13 protein-coding genes and 3 pseudogenes are annotated in these 17,093 nt (G+C 36.3%); 12 read left to right on the forward strand and 4 right to left on the reverse strand.

Going from position 1 to position 17,093, the window contains the following annotated elements; translation table 11 throughout:
* Positions 1-98: 98 nt before the first annotated feature.
* Both AC2TFD_RS10330 and AC2TFD_RS10335 read right to left on the reverse strand, forming a co-directional pair.
* Positions 99-263, reverse strand: coding sequence for a hypothetical protein (locus AC2TFD_RS10330; protein ID WP_484675576.1), 165 nt, complete (start codon positions 261-263; stop codon positions 99-101).
* Positions 264-937: 674 nt separating this feature from the next.
* Positions 938-1,909, reverse strand: coding sequence for a bile acid:sodium symporter family protein (locus tag AC2TFD_RS10335; RefSeq protein ID WP_484675577.1), 972 nt, complete (start codon positions 1,907-1,909; stop codon positions 938-940).
* 136 nt (positions 1,910-2,045) lie between these two features.
* Between AC2TFD_RS10335 and AC2TFD_RS10340 the strand changes: the two genes are divergently transcribed.
* The 3 genes and pseudogenes from AC2TFD_RS10340 (at position 2,046) to AC2TFD_RS10350 (ending at position 3,878) form a co-directional block, all read left to right on the forward strand.
* Complete coding sequence (locus tag AC2TFD_RS10340; protein WP_484675578.1) at positions 2,046-2,141, forward strand: immunity protein YezG family protein; 96 nt, start codon at positions 2,046-2,048, stop codon at positions 2,139-2,141.
* 64 nt (positions 2,142-2,205) lie between these two features.
* Positions 2,206-2,895: pseudogene (locus AC2TFD_RS10345) on the forward strand (tripartite tricarboxylate transporter permease); the annotation flags it as partial.
* Between the two features lie 20 nt (positions 2,896-2,915).
* Positions 2,916-3,878, forward strand: a complete 963-nt coding sequence (locus AC2TFD_RS10350) for a Gfo/Idh/MocA family protein (protein ID WP_484676293.1) — start codon at positions 2,916-2,918, stop codon at positions 3,876-3,878.
* 467 nt (positions 3,879-4,345) lie between these two features.
* Here AC2TFD_RS10350 and AC2TFD_RS10355 read toward each other — a convergent pair whose 3' ends face one another.
* Positions 4,346-4,501 carry a hypothetical protein gene (locus AC2TFD_RS10355; protein ID WP_484675579.1) on the reverse strand — a complete coding sequence of 52 codons (156 nt, stop codon included), beginning with the start codon at positions 4,499-4,501 and terminating at the stop codon, positions 4,346-4,348.
* 38 nt (positions 4,502-4,539) lie between these two features.
* On the opposite strand from AC2TFD_RS10355, the pseudogene AC2TFD_RS10360 reads away from it, so the two are divergent.
* Both AC2TFD_RS10360 and AC2TFD_RS10365 read left to right on the forward strand, forming a co-directional pair.
* Positions 4,540-4,644 (forward strand): annotated as a pseudogene (locus AC2TFD_RS10360) (site-specific integrase); the annotation flags it as partial.
* 463 nt (positions 4,645-5,107) lie between these two features.
* Complete coding sequence (locus AC2TFD_RS10365) at positions 5,108-6,238, forward strand: substrate-binding domain-containing protein (RefSeq protein WP_484675580.1); 1,131 nt, start codon at positions 5,108-5,110, stop codon at positions 6,236-6,238.
* Between the two features lie 160 nt (positions 6,239-6,398).
* Here the strand turns inward: AC2TFD_RS10365 and AC2TFD_RS10370 are convergent.
* Positions 6,399-6,623, reverse strand: a pseudogene (locus AC2TFD_RS10370) (ATP-binding protein); the annotation flags it as partial.
* A gap of 834 nt (positions 6,624-7,457) precedes the next feature.
* Between AC2TFD_RS10370 and AC2TFD_RS10375 the strand changes: the two are divergent.
* The 7 genes from AC2TFD_RS10375 (at position 7,458) to AC2TFD_RS10405 (ending at position 16,163) form a co-directional block, all read left to right on the forward strand.
* Complete coding sequence (locus AC2TFD_RS10375) at positions 7,458-8,402, forward strand: carbohydrate ABC transporter permease (protein WP_484675581.1); 945 nt, start codon at positions 7,458-7,460, stop codon at positions 8,400-8,402.
* Complete coding sequence (locus AC2TFD_RS10380) at positions 8,403-9,242, forward strand: carbohydrate ABC transporter permease (protein ID WP_335567410.1); 840 nt, start codon at positions 8,403-8,405, stop codon at positions 9,240-9,242.
* A gap of 33 nt (positions 9,243-9,275) precedes the next feature.
* A complete protein-coding gene (locus AC2TFD_RS10385; RefSeq protein WP_484675582.1) occupies positions 9,276-9,929 on the forward strand; it encodes a YesL family protein in 654 nt (217 codons plus the stop codon).
* Positions 9,930-10,081: 152 nt separating this feature from the next.
* Positions 10,082-11,428, forward strand: a complete 1,347-nt coding sequence (locus tag AC2TFD_RS10390; RefSeq protein ID WP_484675583.1) for an ABC transporter substrate-binding protein — start codon at positions 10,082-10,084, stop codon at positions 11,426-11,428.
* Between the two features lie 99 nt (positions 11,429-11,527).
* On the forward strand, positions 11,528-13,039 hold the full coding sequence (gene arfA / locus AC2TFD_RS10395) for an arabinosylfuranosidase ArfA (protein ID WP_484676294.1): 1,512 nt from the start codon (positions 11,528-11,530) through the stop codon (positions 13,037-13,039).
* A gap of 107 nt (positions 13,040-13,146) precedes the next feature.
* Positions 13,147-14,658, forward strand: a complete 1,512-nt coding sequence (locus AC2TFD_RS10400; RefSeq protein ID WP_484675584.1) for a glycoside hydrolase family 43 protein — start codon at positions 13,147-13,149, stop codon at positions 14,656-14,658.
* A gap of 161 nt (positions 14,659-14,819) precedes the next feature.
* Positions 14,820-16,163, forward strand: coding sequence for an ATP-dependent nuclease (locus tag AC2TFD_RS10405; protein WP_484675585.1), 1,344 nt, complete (start codon positions 14,820-14,822; stop codon positions 16,161-16,163).
* Positions 16,164-17,093: the final 930 nt, after the last annotated feature.

The raw sequence follows: 17,093 nt of genomic DNA on the forward strand, positions 1-17,093 counted from the left end.
TTATGCAGGGTCACAGAAATAATAGGGAGTTAGGTATTGAAAAACAGATTTAAGGTAGATTAAATAGTTTGAACCGCATTTTTATATGCGGTTCACTATTAGGACATTTTATCATCATTAAATTCAGAGGAATCATTGTAATCATATCGAAACCCATCTTGTTGGGCAGGGATACTTTTGTTAAACTGTGTAGTTTCTGTTTCATTTGTTGGTACCGTTTCATTTTTTAGTTTTTTGTTGGATTTCCCATTCTTTGACTTCACTAGGTTAGCCTCCTCCTGCATTCAATTATTCACCCACATATTATTCCTAAAGATCGTTTTCTTATACCCGTTGTGGTTACTTCGTAAAAAAACGGCCATACCTAAAATGGTAATAACCCCAAAATGGGGTGATAGGAGAAATTGGCATAGTTATGATTTCAACCATCTAATTTCTCATGGATGGTGACCTATAGAAAACTTTTTATTCTATAATTATTGGAGTTGATCTCCTTTTCCCCCTTTTATGGGCAAAAACACAAACGGCAGGGAATTATGGGATATCTTAAGCAAAACTTTGGAATTTTCGGAAGTTTAGAGATGGCAGCAAAATAAAGCCAAGATTAATACAAATTTCCTGACATTTGATGAGTTGCTTGATAAACACATGACAGCTGAGGTGAAAACATAGCTGATATTGGGATTTCGTCGACTATGTTAAACAGTGGTTCAGCTGTGTTTTCGAAGAATTCATGGACTCCATAAAGGGGAAACTCTGAAAAGTCTAACTGCTTGGCTTCTTCAAGAGTATATAACACGTTTAGACGAACGTATTAAAAAGTTACTAGACTGGTAAATTAGTTATATTCTAGATAGGAAATTGGGGACAATCCCATTTCCATAATTTCAAAAAACCACACCTTCATGTGGTCGTCCAACATTGAAGGTGTGGTTATCTAGTTTGTTAATTGTGAGTTTTTTGAATCTGCATCGAGCGACTCTTTGTTATCCATCCGATTAAATATGGTCGCTAATATTGGACCAGATATGTTATGCCAAACACTGAAAATAGCACTTGGTACAGCAGATAATGGTGAGAAATGTGCTGAAGCAATAGCAGCACCTAAGCCGGAGTTTTGCATTCCAACTTCAATTGCAATTGCTTTTTTCTTCGATAAATCCATTTTGAATAACTTTCCAAAGAAATAGCCCAGTAAGTAGCCAAGTACATTATGGAGAATAACAACAGCAAAGATGATTAACCCTGTTTTAGCAATATTTTGTTGGTTAACAGATACTACAGCGGCTACAATCGAAACAATTCCTATAATGGATACAAGCGGAAGGACCTTTACACTTGCTTGCGCCTGACGATTAAATAATTTCTTAATGATTAGCCCTAAGACGATAGGTACAATCACAATTTTTACAATGGAAACAAATAGGCTACCTGGATCAACAGGAATCCACTCGCTTGCAAGTAATAAAATAAGTGCTGGTGTTACCACAGGTGCTAGTAGTGTTGTCACTGAGGTAATGGTTACACTTAGGGGAACATCACCTTTCGCCAAGAAAGTCATAACATTAGATGAAGTCCCCCCCGGACAGCAACCTACTAAAATGACTCCAACAGCTATTTCAGGTGGTAATTGTAATCCTTTTGCAAGTAAAAAAGCAAGAGTAGGCATAATTAAAAATTGACCAATAACTCCAATCGCCACTTCCTTTGGACGCCTGAAAACTTCTTTAAAATCTCCTGCAGATAATGTTAGTCCCATTCCAAACATAATAATCCCTAATAGGAGGGATATATGTGGTGGTATCCACGTAAATGCGGATGGCCAAAAAAACGAAAGGGCAGCAAATAATAGCACCCAAACGGCAAACGTACTGCCGGCGAATTGACTAACTTTCTCTAAAACTTTCATTTTTTACACCTCTGACTTTGAATTTTTATAATGTAAAGTATTATAGATTACTTTTTGAATAAAAACAATAGTTAGAATATTGAACTATCACAAACCAAAGAAATACATATTGTAAAAGGTTTGAAAACAAGAAATTATGGAAGAAAAATGTCAACAAGCAGCTAATTTATTAAATATTTTGATTCCTGAAAAATGGGAAAAAGTATATTTATATGTGGAAGTGAATAAATAATCAAACGGGTATTCTTTTATTTTTATCCTAAAGGGGAAGGGACTCCGATCCGTATTGGGCAGCGAAAATGCGCAGCAAAAAGAAAGAAGAGTTTGGTAAAGGTTCATATGAAGGTGTTATCGCTGCAGAAACCGGTATTAATGCGACGATTGGTGGAAACCTTATCCCTGTTTTAACTTTAGCTGTACCGGGAAGCACTTCTTCAGCTGTATTACTAGCAGCTTTATGGTTACACGGATATAGACCGGGACCATTATTGTTAAGCGAATCTCCTGGATTTATCTATACAATGAGCATGTATTTGGTAGCTAGCGCATTTGTTATGCTGATTTTGGGACTTCTTATCTCTCGATATACGGTGAAGATGCTTAAAATTGACAAGAGAATTCTAATGCCAATCGTCTTCGTATTTTGCGCAGTTGGTTCATTCGTTATTGATAACTCGATCACCAGTGTTTACATGATGTTCATATTCGGAATTCTCGGTGTGCTTTTATCAGCAATGAGATATCCGGCCGCACCATTTTTGCTAGGTGTCGTACTTGGTCCAATGGCTGATTCGAATTTAAGACGGGCATTGGTTTTGTCTGATGGAAGTTTGGCTCCTTTCTTAACTAGACCGATATGTCTTATCTTCGTAATTGGAATTATCTTAATGATTTTAGCTCAGTTAAAAGTTTTTGATAAGTTAAAGCCAATTATTTCTAAAAAGAAAAACATCTCGGGCTGGAAGATCCAGAAATTGATGTTGTAGATATTTGTACTCCCGCCCACCTGCATGAGGAAATGATCATCCGTACTTTGTTGGCAGGAAAGCATGTTATTTGTGAAAAACCTATGACCGGCTATTATGGAACAGGGGATACCAATGTTGGGTCTACTGTTTCCAAGGAAGAGATGTATCATGATGTAATTCGTCGGATGGATAAACTAAAAGTAGTGGCCGAACAAAGCGGCAAGCTTTTCATGTATGCAGAGAATTGGGTGTATGCACCTTCTATTACAAAATGTGCAGAGATCATCAAAAAGAGGAAAAACAAAGTCCTTTTGTTAAAAGGTGAAGAGAGTCACAGTGGATCTCATGCTGCTCATTCTGCTTTATGGGCACAAACTGGCGGCGGTGCATTAATCCGTCAGGGATGCCACCCATTATCAGCCGTGCTTTACTTAAAACAAGTGGAAGCTCAGGCAAGGAATGAAGAAATTCATATTGAAAGCGTTGTTGCGGAAGTTGGAAATATTACAAATCATTTAACTGAGAAAGATAGAGGTGTTATTGCCGCCCGCCCTATAGATGTTGAAGATTGGGCGAATGTGAGCATTACTTTTTCAGATGGTACGAAGGCGGCCGTAATGGCTGGAGATATGATTGTTGGAGGAGTTAGAAACTTACTAGAGGTCTTCACCTCAGAAAGCGTACATATTTGCAATATGACACCAAATAACCATACATTATCTTATTTCGCAAATGAAACGAATATGGATCAAATTTTTATTAGTGAGAAAGTTGAAACGAAGCAAGGCTGGCAATTTGTAAGCGCAATGGATGAGTATGTGAGGGGATATATAGACGAATTCCAGGACTTTATAGAGTGTGTTGCTTTCGATAGAAAACCGAAATCTGATTTTAAGCTTGCATATGATACTACGAAAGCAATTTATGCTGCTTATTGGTCCGCTGCTGAAGGCAAAAGGATTTATCTATCGGACAAACATTCTATTAATATTGGAACTTAGTATTAGGCAATTAAGGAGACATTCTGAATGCAAAAAAGTGATGGAATGAATTACGTTCCACAAGGAATGCCTGTAATTCCAGTACCTATCATTCCCCGATAAGCAAAATTCGGTGCACTGTGGTTAAGCCCCCCAAAAAAATAGACATCAATAAATTCGACATTTATGATGCATTTTGGTAATTTAAATAATACACTTTAGAAGAAACGAATCCCATTCTATGTTGGATTCGTTTTTCGTTGTAAAGCGAATATATTTCTATAAAATTTGTTGAAAAGAATCGAGTGGGGTAGGTTAAAAAAATGGGAATCCCGTATTAAACTTTGAAAAAATAACAGCTTTTTCCCAACGGTTTGCCTTGAGTAACATACTGGGTTGGAAGTGAAGCTGTTTTCTTTAATTGTAGTAGATGTGAGAGACTATACACGCTGCCTTGGTGGCTATGGATAAGAAGGTCCTCCAGTAATCTAGTTTCCGCCTCCTTTTTGTTTAGCTAAAATGGTCGTCTTTATTAATTCCCCATTAGGGCTTGAACCCATTTCGAAAGCAATTAATTCACGGTTAAATAAATCCATTACCGCAGAGATATATAACTTTTCTTGGCCCAACAAAGCTTCTGTCATGCCTGTTACCCATTTTTGATTAGGATGATCAGCGTGCTATGAGAAAAACTTTCGGTTACTGGTTCTATAAGCAGACTAGAGATGTAGCAAAGCTACAGATGATACTTAATCATACACATCAATCTATAACACTTAGCACTTAGATACATCGGAATTACTGAAGAAGAAATAGATGTGTGCAGTCCGCAACCCGACAAACCATGACAAAATAAAAACCAACAATTCGTGAAGGCTTTTAACAGTTTTTAAACTGTTAGGAGGCATTCTCTTCCATATTGGCGGTCATATTAGTATAGATATTCATTGTAGAAGTCATCAAGATTGTTTTTTTGATTTCTAAAACAGAAGTGGTAGGAAAAAATAAACTGAAGCCCCATCCAATAATGAGTGGATAGAGTCGACATATTTGTACGTACAAGAAGATATAGATAATAGTTAATAACTAACCTAACAGTCCAACAATAATTTGAATATACGTACAATTTATAATAAAATTAAATAATGAATGAATACTTAAGTATAAGCTGACGATAAAAACTAAGATATATTTTTTTATTTAGGTTGAAAGCGGTTTCTACTTTTTTTAATTAAGAGAGAGGTGTTTCTATGAGTACAAAATATGACATTGTGAAACAAGAAATACAATCGAGAATACTGGATGGAACCTATCAACCTCATCAAAAGATATCCTCAGAAAGTGAATTAATGAAGCAGTTTGGGGTTAGCCGTCATACAGTTCGTGCAGCGATTGGCGAGCTTGTCAATAAAGGATGGCTATATCGGGAACAAGGGGCAGGTACTTTTTGTGCCGACAGGTCACTGGATAATAGGTCATCAAGTGGTGTTACTCAGAGAAATATCGCCATCATTACTACATTTATTTCAGATTATATTTTCCCTTCCATCATTAGAGGGGCAGAATCCTTTTTAAGCCAACATGGCTACAATGTTAGTCTTTTTAGTACCAATAATGATTATGAGAATGAGAAAAGGATCTTAGAGAAAATATTAACAGAGCCCTTTGATGGAGTCATTATTGAACCAACAAAAAGTGCCATTTCAAACCCCAATATAGGATATTACCTAAATATGGAACATCAAAACATTCCATATATTATGATACATGCTTATTATGAAGAATTGGAGCCGTTAAGTATTACGATGAATGATGAAAAGGGCGGTTATGTTCAAGCGGAACACCTTATTCAATTAGGGCATACGAACATTGTTGGTTTTTTTAAAACGGATGATCTTCAAGGTGTGAAAAGAATGAAAGGCTTTATAAAAGCACACCGCCATTATGGTGTTACCATTAATCCAAATGGAATTGTGACGTATGATTCAAGTGACAAAGTAAATAAACCGATACAGACTTTTATTAAACTATTAGACCAAGGTGTTAAGCCAACGGCAATTGTTTGCTATAATGATGAGCTGGCGATTAGCATGTTAGAAGTACTTCGAGAGAAGAATATCCGTGTTCCAGAAGATTTTTCAATGGTAGGCTTTGATGATTCTCTAATCGGAAGACTTACCGCAGTAAAATTAACGACGATCCAACACCCGCAAAGTAAGATGGGGGAAACAGCAGCAAAGATGATTGTAGATTTAATCAAAGAAAAGAATAACCAACCAAAAAAAACAAATGATAAAGTCCAGTCCATTATATTTGAGCCTAGTCTAATTGTACGTAACTCTACCAAAATCTTAGAGGGAAAAACAGTAACAACTAAATAAAGTTTTGAGATATCAACAACGGTTTATTTTCCCCCGATTACAACGGTACAAAATCCCCCAATTTCAGCGTCCAACCTTATATAGGTTGAACGCCTGCCCGTTGTTTTTCTCCTAATCTATATGATTGTCCTTTAATATTGAAAGTTGTTGAGCGATGTAATTAGCGATCGAGGACTTCTGTTGCTAAAACGTCATCTCCAAATATCTTTCCCCATTCAATATAGGATTTATTGGAAGTAATGAAACAATAAGTTTGCCTAAGTTCATGAAATGGAAAGTATTCCATTTCATCAATAACTAAAACAGCAGGGATTGATAATTTATTGACCAAGCGGCCAGTAATTCCTTGACTGCTTAGCCTTTTTACACGATAAATTAAAACCTCACATCTTGTGCAATATGCTGTATTTCATTATTCTATTGCGAAAGTCAGAATATTACCATTAGTGGCATCTCAAAAGATGCCTTCTATTAAATTCGAGCTTAAATGAAACCTACACTTTTAAGACATTCAGTTAAAAGGTTATTGAGATAATTATCCGTTATTTTTAGGGGATGTTAACCGTTTATATTGGGGATTTAATCACCGTTTTATACACAGAGGAGTGACATTTAGACTCGTATGGAAATATATAACAAGATTAATATAGAGTAAAATATAAAAAATTGAGAATTTTGACATAAATCAAAAAATACTATTGAAAATTGTTTCTAAGTTTCATATAATTTCTTTAGGACACATACGGACAAGTTTGTATAAATTACTTAAGATATTAAAATACGTTCGTATATTTAGGTAAGAAAGAGTGGTAAATCCTTTTAAATTTGTAAGCGTTAACATCAATGATTAATGACAAACTCCGTTTAATCTTAACAAAAGAAAATGGAAATATAAAGGAGGTGCCTTAACTAAAAGATAGTTAGATAAAATTTCCAGACAAATAGCCACGAGTAAGGAAGAAAGTCGTTCAACTGTTTATTTACTCTTTACTGTCAAAATACACAACATCTAAGAGATAAAACCATAAAGAATGATCAGTTCTTTCCATGGAAACTGCTTTAGTAATTACCTCCAGTTTGTAACAACACAGAATTACCACTACATAAGATATAGAATTTAATAAAATAAGAATAAAAGAAGCTTTGAAGAAAGTTTAACTGGTCGAACGCTAACCTAAGAAAGAATAATCACAGCGTATTTTCTAAGGGAGGTTTTCTAATGTTACCTGCGTCAAGTACACCACAAGAACTTGCAACTCCTGTCAAGCGAAAAAGTAAAATGCTTAATTTTTTTAATTCGAAAAAAGTAGTTCCCTATATTTTTGTATCACCGTTCATACTGTCTTTTCTAGTTTTTTCCTTATATCCGTCTATCAAAGCTATTATTATGAGTTTCCAGAAAGTATTGCCGGGTCAAGTTACTTTTATAGGTATGAATAATTATTCGAGAGTTTTCAATCCCATTTTTTATAAAGCGCTCTCAAATACAACCATCTATGTTGTTTTAACAGTAGTCATTTTAACGATTATACCTATCATACTTGCGGTTCTATTAGACTCAAAATGGGTAAAATTTAAAACACTTTTCCGTGCTTCGTTATTCTTGCCTTCTCTAGCTTCAACCATTGTAGCTGGGATGGTTTTCAGACTTATGTTTGGTGAGACGGATACAGCTGCTGCAAACCAGATTCTTAACTGGTTTGGTATTGAATCAATGGATTGGAGATACCAGGCTTGGTCTGCAATGTTTTTAATGGTAATCCTTTGCAGCTGGAAATGGATGGGGGTAAATATCCTCTATTTCTTAGCCGGTCTCCAAAATGTTCCGAAGGAATTATATGAAGCGGCAGAAATAGATGGAGCTACAACCTTCCAAAAATTCTGGAATGTTACTTTGCCTTTCTTAAAACCGGTTACCATCTTTGTAGCCACTATTTCTGTTATCGGTGGATTTAGAATGTTTGAAGAAAGCTTCGTGTACTGGGAAGCCGGTTCGCCGGGAAATATCGGTTTAACGGTTGTAGGTTATTTATATCAACAAGGTATTCAACAAAATGACATGGGATTCGGTGCGGCAATTGGCGTTATCCTAATGCTAATCATCTTTGTAGTAAGCTTTATCCAGCTTATTCTAACAGGTGCCTTTAAAAAGGAGGGCCAATAGATGGAAAAGAAACAATCTAAGACAATTCCGTGGATTGCAAACATTGTGTTTTTAATTATTTCCTTTTTGGCTCTGTTTCCAATTATCAACCTATTGATTTCTTCTCTTAGGCCTTCATCGGAATTGATGCGAAATGGAATTAGCATTACGTTTGATCCAAGCACGATGAGTTTTGATAACTATATGTATATTTTTACACAAGGGGGGAATTATTGGAGCTGGTTTATAAATAGTTTGGTGATAACTACAATTACTATTGTACTTTCTCTATTCTTCTCTTCCATGGTAGGATATGCTTTGGCATTATATGACTTTAAAGGGAGAAACTTAATCTTCGGATGTGTGCTATTTATATTGATGGTGCCATTTGAAATTCTGATGCTGCCATTATTTCAGTTAATGATCAACTTGAATTTAATCGATACTTATGCGGCGGTTATTCTGCCTGCAGTCGTTGCACCAATGGCAGTGTTCTTCTTTAGACAGTATGCGCTGGGTCTTCCGAAGGAATTAATGGATGCTGCCAGAATTGATGGTTCAAATGAATATGGTGTCTTCTTCAGAATTATGCTTCCGCTTATGACGCCATCTTTGGCTGCGATGGCAATTCTTCAAGGATTAGGAAGTTGGAACAATTTCTTATGGCCATTAATTGTATTAAGATCAAATGATATGTTTACCTTACCGATTGGTTTAGCAACTTTATTAACTCCATATGGTAATAACTACGATATATTAATCGCCGGTTCAGTGATGACCATTATACCAATTATCATTCTATTTATCTTCTTCCAGCGTTACTTTGTTGCAGGACTTACTGTTGGCGGAGTAAAAGGATGATTTAAGGCAGTAGATAAAGAGGTGGCTCTTAAAATGAATGGAAAACAAATTGTGACAAAACTAGATTATTTATTTCATTGGATTGTACGCCTTGTGATATTGAATGGACTTTGGATTTTATTTTCCCTCCTTGGATTGTTTGTGGTCGGGATATTCCCGGCTACGGCTGCCGTATTAGGTGTAGCTAGAAAATGGATGATGGGAGATCAGGAAATTAAAATTTGGAATACATACAAACAAATTTACCGGAGTGAATTTTCTTCGGCGAATGGAATGGGTTGGATCCTTTCTGTTATTGGAATCATTCTTTATTTAAATTATCGGGTGATTTTGAATGCTGGGGAATTTGTTCTTGCTGTCCCATTTGCGTTTTACTTGCTGGTATTTTTCTATATCATTCTCGTAATCTGGTCGTTTCCATTATTGGTACACTACAAAGCTACTTGGAGGCAGCATTTTAAAAATGCCATCATTATTGGTTTAACCAAAATTCATTATACGATTGTATGTGGTGCCACAATCTTTGCAATCATTTATTTTTCGCTTGGCTATCCCGGTATCATACCCTTTTTCACAATAAGTCTAATTGGGGTTGTATGCATGTGGTTTACATCACAGATTTTTCAACAACTGGATCAAGCAGGAAACAATCAATCATTAAAAATTAGCAGAGTGATGAATTCATAACGGCTTTAAATTCAAAGTAAACACTTGAATGCAAGCGTTTACTAAAAGAGAATCTAATGGTGCGTAACTTAGGGAGGTGATGTATTCTCTCCGTTTAACATATTATATCTCTTTCCATTTTTTAAAAATAAAATTAGGGGGAAGACAAAAAAATGAAAAAGAAAAGTTTATTAACCATCCTATGTGCCTTAATGATGGTTATGTTAATGGCATGTAGCGGTGGTGGCGGCAAATCAACCTCTGGAGAAGAAACAACCGAAAAGGAAGTAATTGGTGGAGATGAGAAAGGGGCTACTGAATTAAAGTTCTGGACCTTTGCTGAATTGCATATGGACTTCTTTAAGGATGCGGTACCTCGCTGGAACGAACTACATCCGGATAAAAAGGTTAAACTTGTGGCCGAAACCTTCCCATTTGATCAGATGCACAATAACCTATTGCTGGCATTACAATCTGGTAAAGGAGCACCTGATATTGTTGATATCGAAGTTTCCCGTTTTCCTAACTATTTGCAAGGTGAACCACAACTTTTACCTATGAATGAATTTGTTGAGCCTGAAAAGGATAATTTCATTGAATCACGTCTTGACCTATACTCTAAAGATGGCAAGTATTATGGTATGCCAACACACGTTGGGGCAACTGTCATGTATTATAATAAAGAAATTATGGATAAAGCAGGCGTTGATATCGATTCCATCAAGACATGGGATGACTATGTTGAAGCAGGTAAAAAAGTAGTAGAAAACACTGATGCTTTCATGACGAATCTACAAACAGGAGATATTATGCAATTCCAGGCGATGATCGCCCAGCAAGGCTCAGATTTTACTGATAAAGAAGGAAATATAACTCTTGATAATGATAAGAATATAAAAACACTTCAATTTTTAAGTGATATGCTTAATAAGCATAAAATTGCTGAGGTAATGCCAGGTGGAGAGCCGCATGCTGAAGAATATTATGCTTATATGAATGAAGGAAAAGCGGCTTCTGTTTCTATGCCTTTATGGTTTATGGGCCGTTTCACAGATTATATGCCAGACCTAAAAGGTAAAATGGTTATCCGTCCTTTGCCTTCCTGGGAAGAAGGCGGCGGCCGTTCAGTTGGTATGGGTGGAACAGGTACAGTTGTTACAAACCAAACAAAACATCCTGAGCTTGCAAAAGAATTCCTGGCATTTGCAAAGCTATCAAAGGAAGGAAACATTAAGTTATGGACAGTCTTAGGATTTGATCCTCCACGCTGGGATGTTTGGGAAGACCCTGCTATTCGTGAAGATAACAAGTTTTATCAATACTTCGGTAATGATATCTTTGATACATTGTTAAGTATTAAAGATGAAATTCCAAATATTAATGTAAATGAAAATTATCCAGATGCTGTAACTGAAATAGGTACAAACACATTGAACAACGTCCTTAGACAGAATTCACAAACTCCTAAAGAAGCCCTGAAACAAGCACAAGAAACGGTAGAAGCAAACACAGGTAATTAAAGTTAAAGTAAAGGGTCTGCTTACTATTGATATTAAGTTTGACCCTTTTCAGCCAATTTAAAATCAAAGATTTATAGAATATGATACTGAGGGGAGAAAATCATGAGTAAAAAGGCAAAAATGATTTTGGAAAAGGATTTTAAAATTTCTGAAATTGACAACCGTATCTACGGCTCCTTCGTTGAGCATTTGGGTAGAGCAGTTTATGGGGGAATTTATGAACCGGACCATCCTCAAGCTGATGAAAATGGCTTCCGTCAAGACGTAATTGAAATGGTAAAGGAACTTCAAGTTCCGCTTGTCCGTTATCCTGGCGGGAACTTTGTTTCTGGGTATAACTGGGAGGATGGAGTAGGTCCGGTGGAACAGCGTCCACGCCGTTTGGACCTTGCTTGGCGTACAACTGAAACAAATGAAATCGGAACAAACGAGTTCGTGAAATGGGCAAAACTTGTCAATGCGGAAGTCAATATGGCAGTAAATCTTGGAACACGCGGAATTGATGCAGCAAGAAATCTAGTAGAATATTGCAACCATCCAAGCGGTTCCTATTATAGTGATTTGCGTGTTTCCCATGGATACAAAGAGCCTCATAAAATTAAGACCTGGTGCCTTGGAAATGAAATGGATGGCCCATGGCAGATCGGCAACAAAACGGCTGTGGAATATGGACGAATTGCGCAAGAAGCAGCCAAAGTAATGAAATGGGTTGACCCGACGATCGAGTTAGTTGCATGTGGCAGTTCAAGCCGTACCATGCCGACATTTGCAGAATGGGAAGCAACTGTATTAGACCATACATATGATCATGTAGAGTTCATTTCCTTGCACCAATATTACGGTAATAGAGACAACGATATTTCCAATTATTTAGCTAAATCTCTTGAAATGGATGACTTTATAAAATCGGTTATTTCCATTGCGGACTATATTAAAGCAAAGAAGCGCGGGAAAAAGAACATTAATCTATCATTTGATGAATGGAATGTTTGGTACCACAGTAATGCCCAAGATAAGTTAATCGAGCCATGGACGATTGCACCTCCTCAGCTTGAAGACATTTATAATTTCGAAGATGCTTTATTGGTCGGTTGTATGCTAATCACTTTGTTAAAGCATGCTGATCGTGTGAAAATCGCTTGTATAGCCCAACTAGTGAATGTCATTGCCCCAATCATGACGGAAGAAAACGGAGCCGCCTGGAAACAGACTATTTTCTATCCTTATATGCATACATCTGTATATGGACGAGGAGTTTCACTAAACCCTATTATTTCAAGTCCAAAATATGATAGTAAAGATTTTACGGATGTTCCTTATTTGGAATCAACCGCTGTATACAATGAAGAGAATGAACAGTTAACGATTTTTGCTGTAAACCGTCATTTACAAGAAGGTTTGGAATTAGAATGTGATATTCGTAACTTTGAAGGATATCATGTTGTGGAGCATATCGTGCTTGAAAACGATGAATTAAAACAAACTAATTCAGCTAAGAGCACACCGGTTGCTCCCCATTCAAATGGTAATGCCGCGATTGAAAATGGTCTGGTTACTGCTGTATTACCGAAATTATCCTGGAATGTTATCCGTTTAGCTAAACGTAAATAGGTTAAAATTTATTTCCATATCGTTTCCTTCTACGAGAGGGTAACGATATGGAAAAATTTTTTTAAAAAATAGATTTAATATAGGAAAGAGGTGTGGGGATTAAACATATGAGTAAAACCATTTTAACCAATCCCATTATGTGGGCAGATGTCCCCGACGTAGATGTGATAAGAGTCGGAACAGTTTATTATATGGTTAGTACAAGCATGCACACCTTGCCTGGGTGCCCTATCATGAAGTCGGAGAATTTGGCGGATTGGGAGATCATCGGATATGTATTCGATACCTTGGAGGAAAATGATGCCCATAATTTGATGGATGGAAAGAGCATATATGGACAGGGCTCCTGGGCGGCAAGCTTGCGCTATCATAATGAAACGTTTTATGTATGCTTTTCAAGCAACGATATGGACCGGTTTTATATCTATCAGACGAAGGATATCGAAAGTGGAGAATGGAAGCGCTCTACTTTTGAAGGAAAATTACATGATCCAGCTTTGTTTTTTGACGAAAATAAAGTGTTTATTATTTATGGCTGTGGAGATATTCGCATTACAGAATTGATAGAAGATGCAACGGCAATAAAACCCGGAGGGGTGAACCAGTTATTATTGGTAACGGAAAAAGAAAATATTGGGTTGCGATGTGAAGGCTGCCATGCCTACAAAATAGATGGGCAATATTATTTATTATTCATAGAATGGACAACAAACGGCAACCGCCGAAGAAGGCAGATATGCTACCGCTCAGACCAACTTTTGGGAGAGTATGAACGTAAAGTGATTTTTGATGATGATATGGAGTACCACAATAAAGGAATCGCACAAGGAGCCGTTTTTGATACGCCAGATCATGAGTGGTATGCCATGTTGTTTCAAGATCATGATGCTGTTGGCAGAATTCCCTATGTTTTACCGGTTAAATGGGAGGATGGATGGCCGATGATTGGAATCGATGGAAAGGCACAAAGGAAATTGGAACTAAACATGCCTTCTTCTTCTAGGTGGCCATTGGTGATCAGTGATGATTTTGATCATAAAGAAAATAAACTGGCATTGAATTGGCAGTGGAATCATAATCCGGACAATAATCTATGGTCGTTCACGAAACGTCCAGGCTATTTGCGTTTGGAAACTGGCCATTTAGCCAAAAGTGTTTTGTATGCTCGAAATACGTTGACACAAAGAACGGAAGGCCCTTCCTGCACCGGAATAACCATGATGGAAATTTCAAACATGAAGCCTGGCGATCATGCTGGGTTGGTTGCTCTTCAGAACAGCTTTGGGACTGTTGGGATTAAGAAAGAAGAGAACGAATGCTATGTAGTGATGTGTGTAAATAGTGGTGACGGTAGTGAAGAAGTAGTAGAAATGATTCCTTTTTCCGGAAATAGGATTTTTGTGAAAATGGAATTTAACTTTAAGGATAGTCTAGATCTAGCAGAGTTTTTCTATTCTGAAGACGGAGAAAACTGGTGTAAGGTTGGTTGTCCATTAAAAATGAAGTATACTTTAGATCATTTTATGGGTTACCGTATTGGCTTATTTAATTATGCTACTACCCAAATTGGCGGTTTTGTTGATTTTGCTTATTTCCACTATGAAAAGGATTCCATTTAAATAATATAAAACCACTTTCTTAAAATTAGGGAGTGGTTTTGTATCTTGTTTAGGAATAATGGAAAATTAGCACATTCATCACCGGCTTTACCTCAAGATGAAATATTAAACCTATTAAAAGTAAGTACAGGTGATGGCTGGGTCGTTACATAACCCCGTCTATGTTACCTGATGATATTAACAATTTAATCCAAAATATTTATTCCGAGATAATCAAAAATGATTTACAAAAGCTTGAGGGATTTGATGGAGACCCTGAAGAAGAAAAAGAAATGTATCAATTAGCACAGGAGTATTCCGAAATCAGGAAATCTTATCCCGAGTTTTTAAGGAAACTTAAATTAAGTACGGATAAACTTCTTGAACAAGTGAGTAGTGATGTTTCCGAGAATTTGCGGGTGCTATTTTCTAATGAACATTTATCCTTAAATGTAGTTGGTGGTGAGAGTGAAGGCTTTTCATCAAGTGACATTTTAAAGTCTACAAATTCAAGTGTTCATATTGATAATAATAAACAGTCTAAAATGCCATTAGTAAACCAAGGAACTGGTTTACAAAGAATGAGTTTAATATATCTCATTCAAAATATGATAGAAAAGAAGCTCATGGGTGATAGTGACAATAAGTTGTTATTGATAGATGAACCAGAAGCTTTCTTACACCCTGAGGCGGTTCGAGCATTAAGTCGCTCACTATATAAAATTGGTGAAAAAATGCCACTCATGATTTCGACTCACTCGCCAATTCTTATTGATTTATCCGAGAGACATACCTCAATTCAAGTTTTCCGTGTTGGTGAAAAAGAAGCAATTCAATTATATAAATCTGTTAGTGAAAAATTTGATGATAATGATATTAAAAACATGAAAATTTTAAACTATGTAGACTCTTATGTGAACGAATTTTTCTTTGCTGATAAGGTAGTGATTGTTGAAGGGGATACTGAGTATATTGCTTTTAAACACTTCGCCAAATTAAGGAAAGAGAACGTCCACATAATCCGAGCTAGGGGAAAATCTACAATAGGAACTTTGATGAAAATTCTTAATCAGTTTAACTCTAGTTATGATGTTTTACATGATGTGGATAATCATCCAAAGCACTCCTCAAAGACTTTAAAAGCCCAACGAACAAATTGTCAAAATATAGTCAAACTCAAAGGGGATTGTGACATAAGAGTTTTTTGTTCAATATCAAACTTTGAGAATGCTATTGGAATTGGAGACGTATCAAACGATAAAAAGACACAAACAATTTATGAAATTCTACACGAAACTTCCGAGGATCATGACGAAGCTAGAAGTTTAATCATAAATTTATATGAACAAATAATAAATCGAGATGACGATATACCTTTAGGTGATGGATTTCGCATAATAAACAATGAAGAAGATTACGAGGATTTCTTTGCTTTATTGATTGAGCAAAAAATTGATGAAGAAACGGAAGAGAAAAAGAAAAAAGATGAGGAGAAAGAAAAAGAAACAATTGGTTCTCATCAATAAGAATAAGATCTATAAACGCGCTGGCTGATCTTAAGTGGAGTCGCTGGAAGACTCTGTTTAATTATCTTTTACGAGGTAGATACTTGTTCATTAATTTCCTTACACGAACCAAGACTGGGGAGGTTTATATGGGAAAGTAATCCACCTCCACTGGTTCACTGGCCAGATCAGCAGATGTTAATATGAGAAAGTTCAATCTTAAGGTAATATTAATAATACTGGGTGGAATCAATAAAAAATAAATAATATTTATTTAATTAAATCTAGTTTTAACATCATTTTTAAATTTAATTCAAACGTGTTTATCAAACTATTCTGTTTTCTATGCTTTACCATTTATTCGCTTCATTTTGGACATGGGAAAAATTCGGTGCCGAGTTTGGTGCCCATTTGAAAAAATTTAATGATATTACAAGATACTCTAAATCACAGAAACCTTATTCTATAGCACTTTATGGAACTTTGTGATACTAGAAATTACATACGGTATAGAACTTCAAAACTGCTTGAGACCTGCGTGCCAGGTCTGGTGGGTTCGATTCCCACGCAGTCCCGCCAACCATTACATATCAAAGGATTGAAGCTTTTCCCTTATAAAGCAACAAGCCTCTATTAAGTTCCTTTTCTCCCTCTGGGTGCCAAATTGGTGCCAAATGGCTCCAATAACTATTCGTTATCATCCTCATCGTAAAATACTTCAACAGCATGTTCCTGAAGAGAAGGAATCGCATGACTATATAAATCCAATGTAATCTCCCATAATCCCTCGTTAAAATAATCCAAATCTAAAATTGTGTTCTCCGGTAAAAGGAATCTGTGCTGGGTTTTGGGTTCACATGTATCTATACTAGGATCGAACTTTTTTAGATCTGTAATTTTTCTGAATGGCTTTACCTACTTGTTCAATTGCTTCCCTGCTCTTATCAAATA

This window comes from Neobacillus sp. plas4, assembly GCF_057221695.1.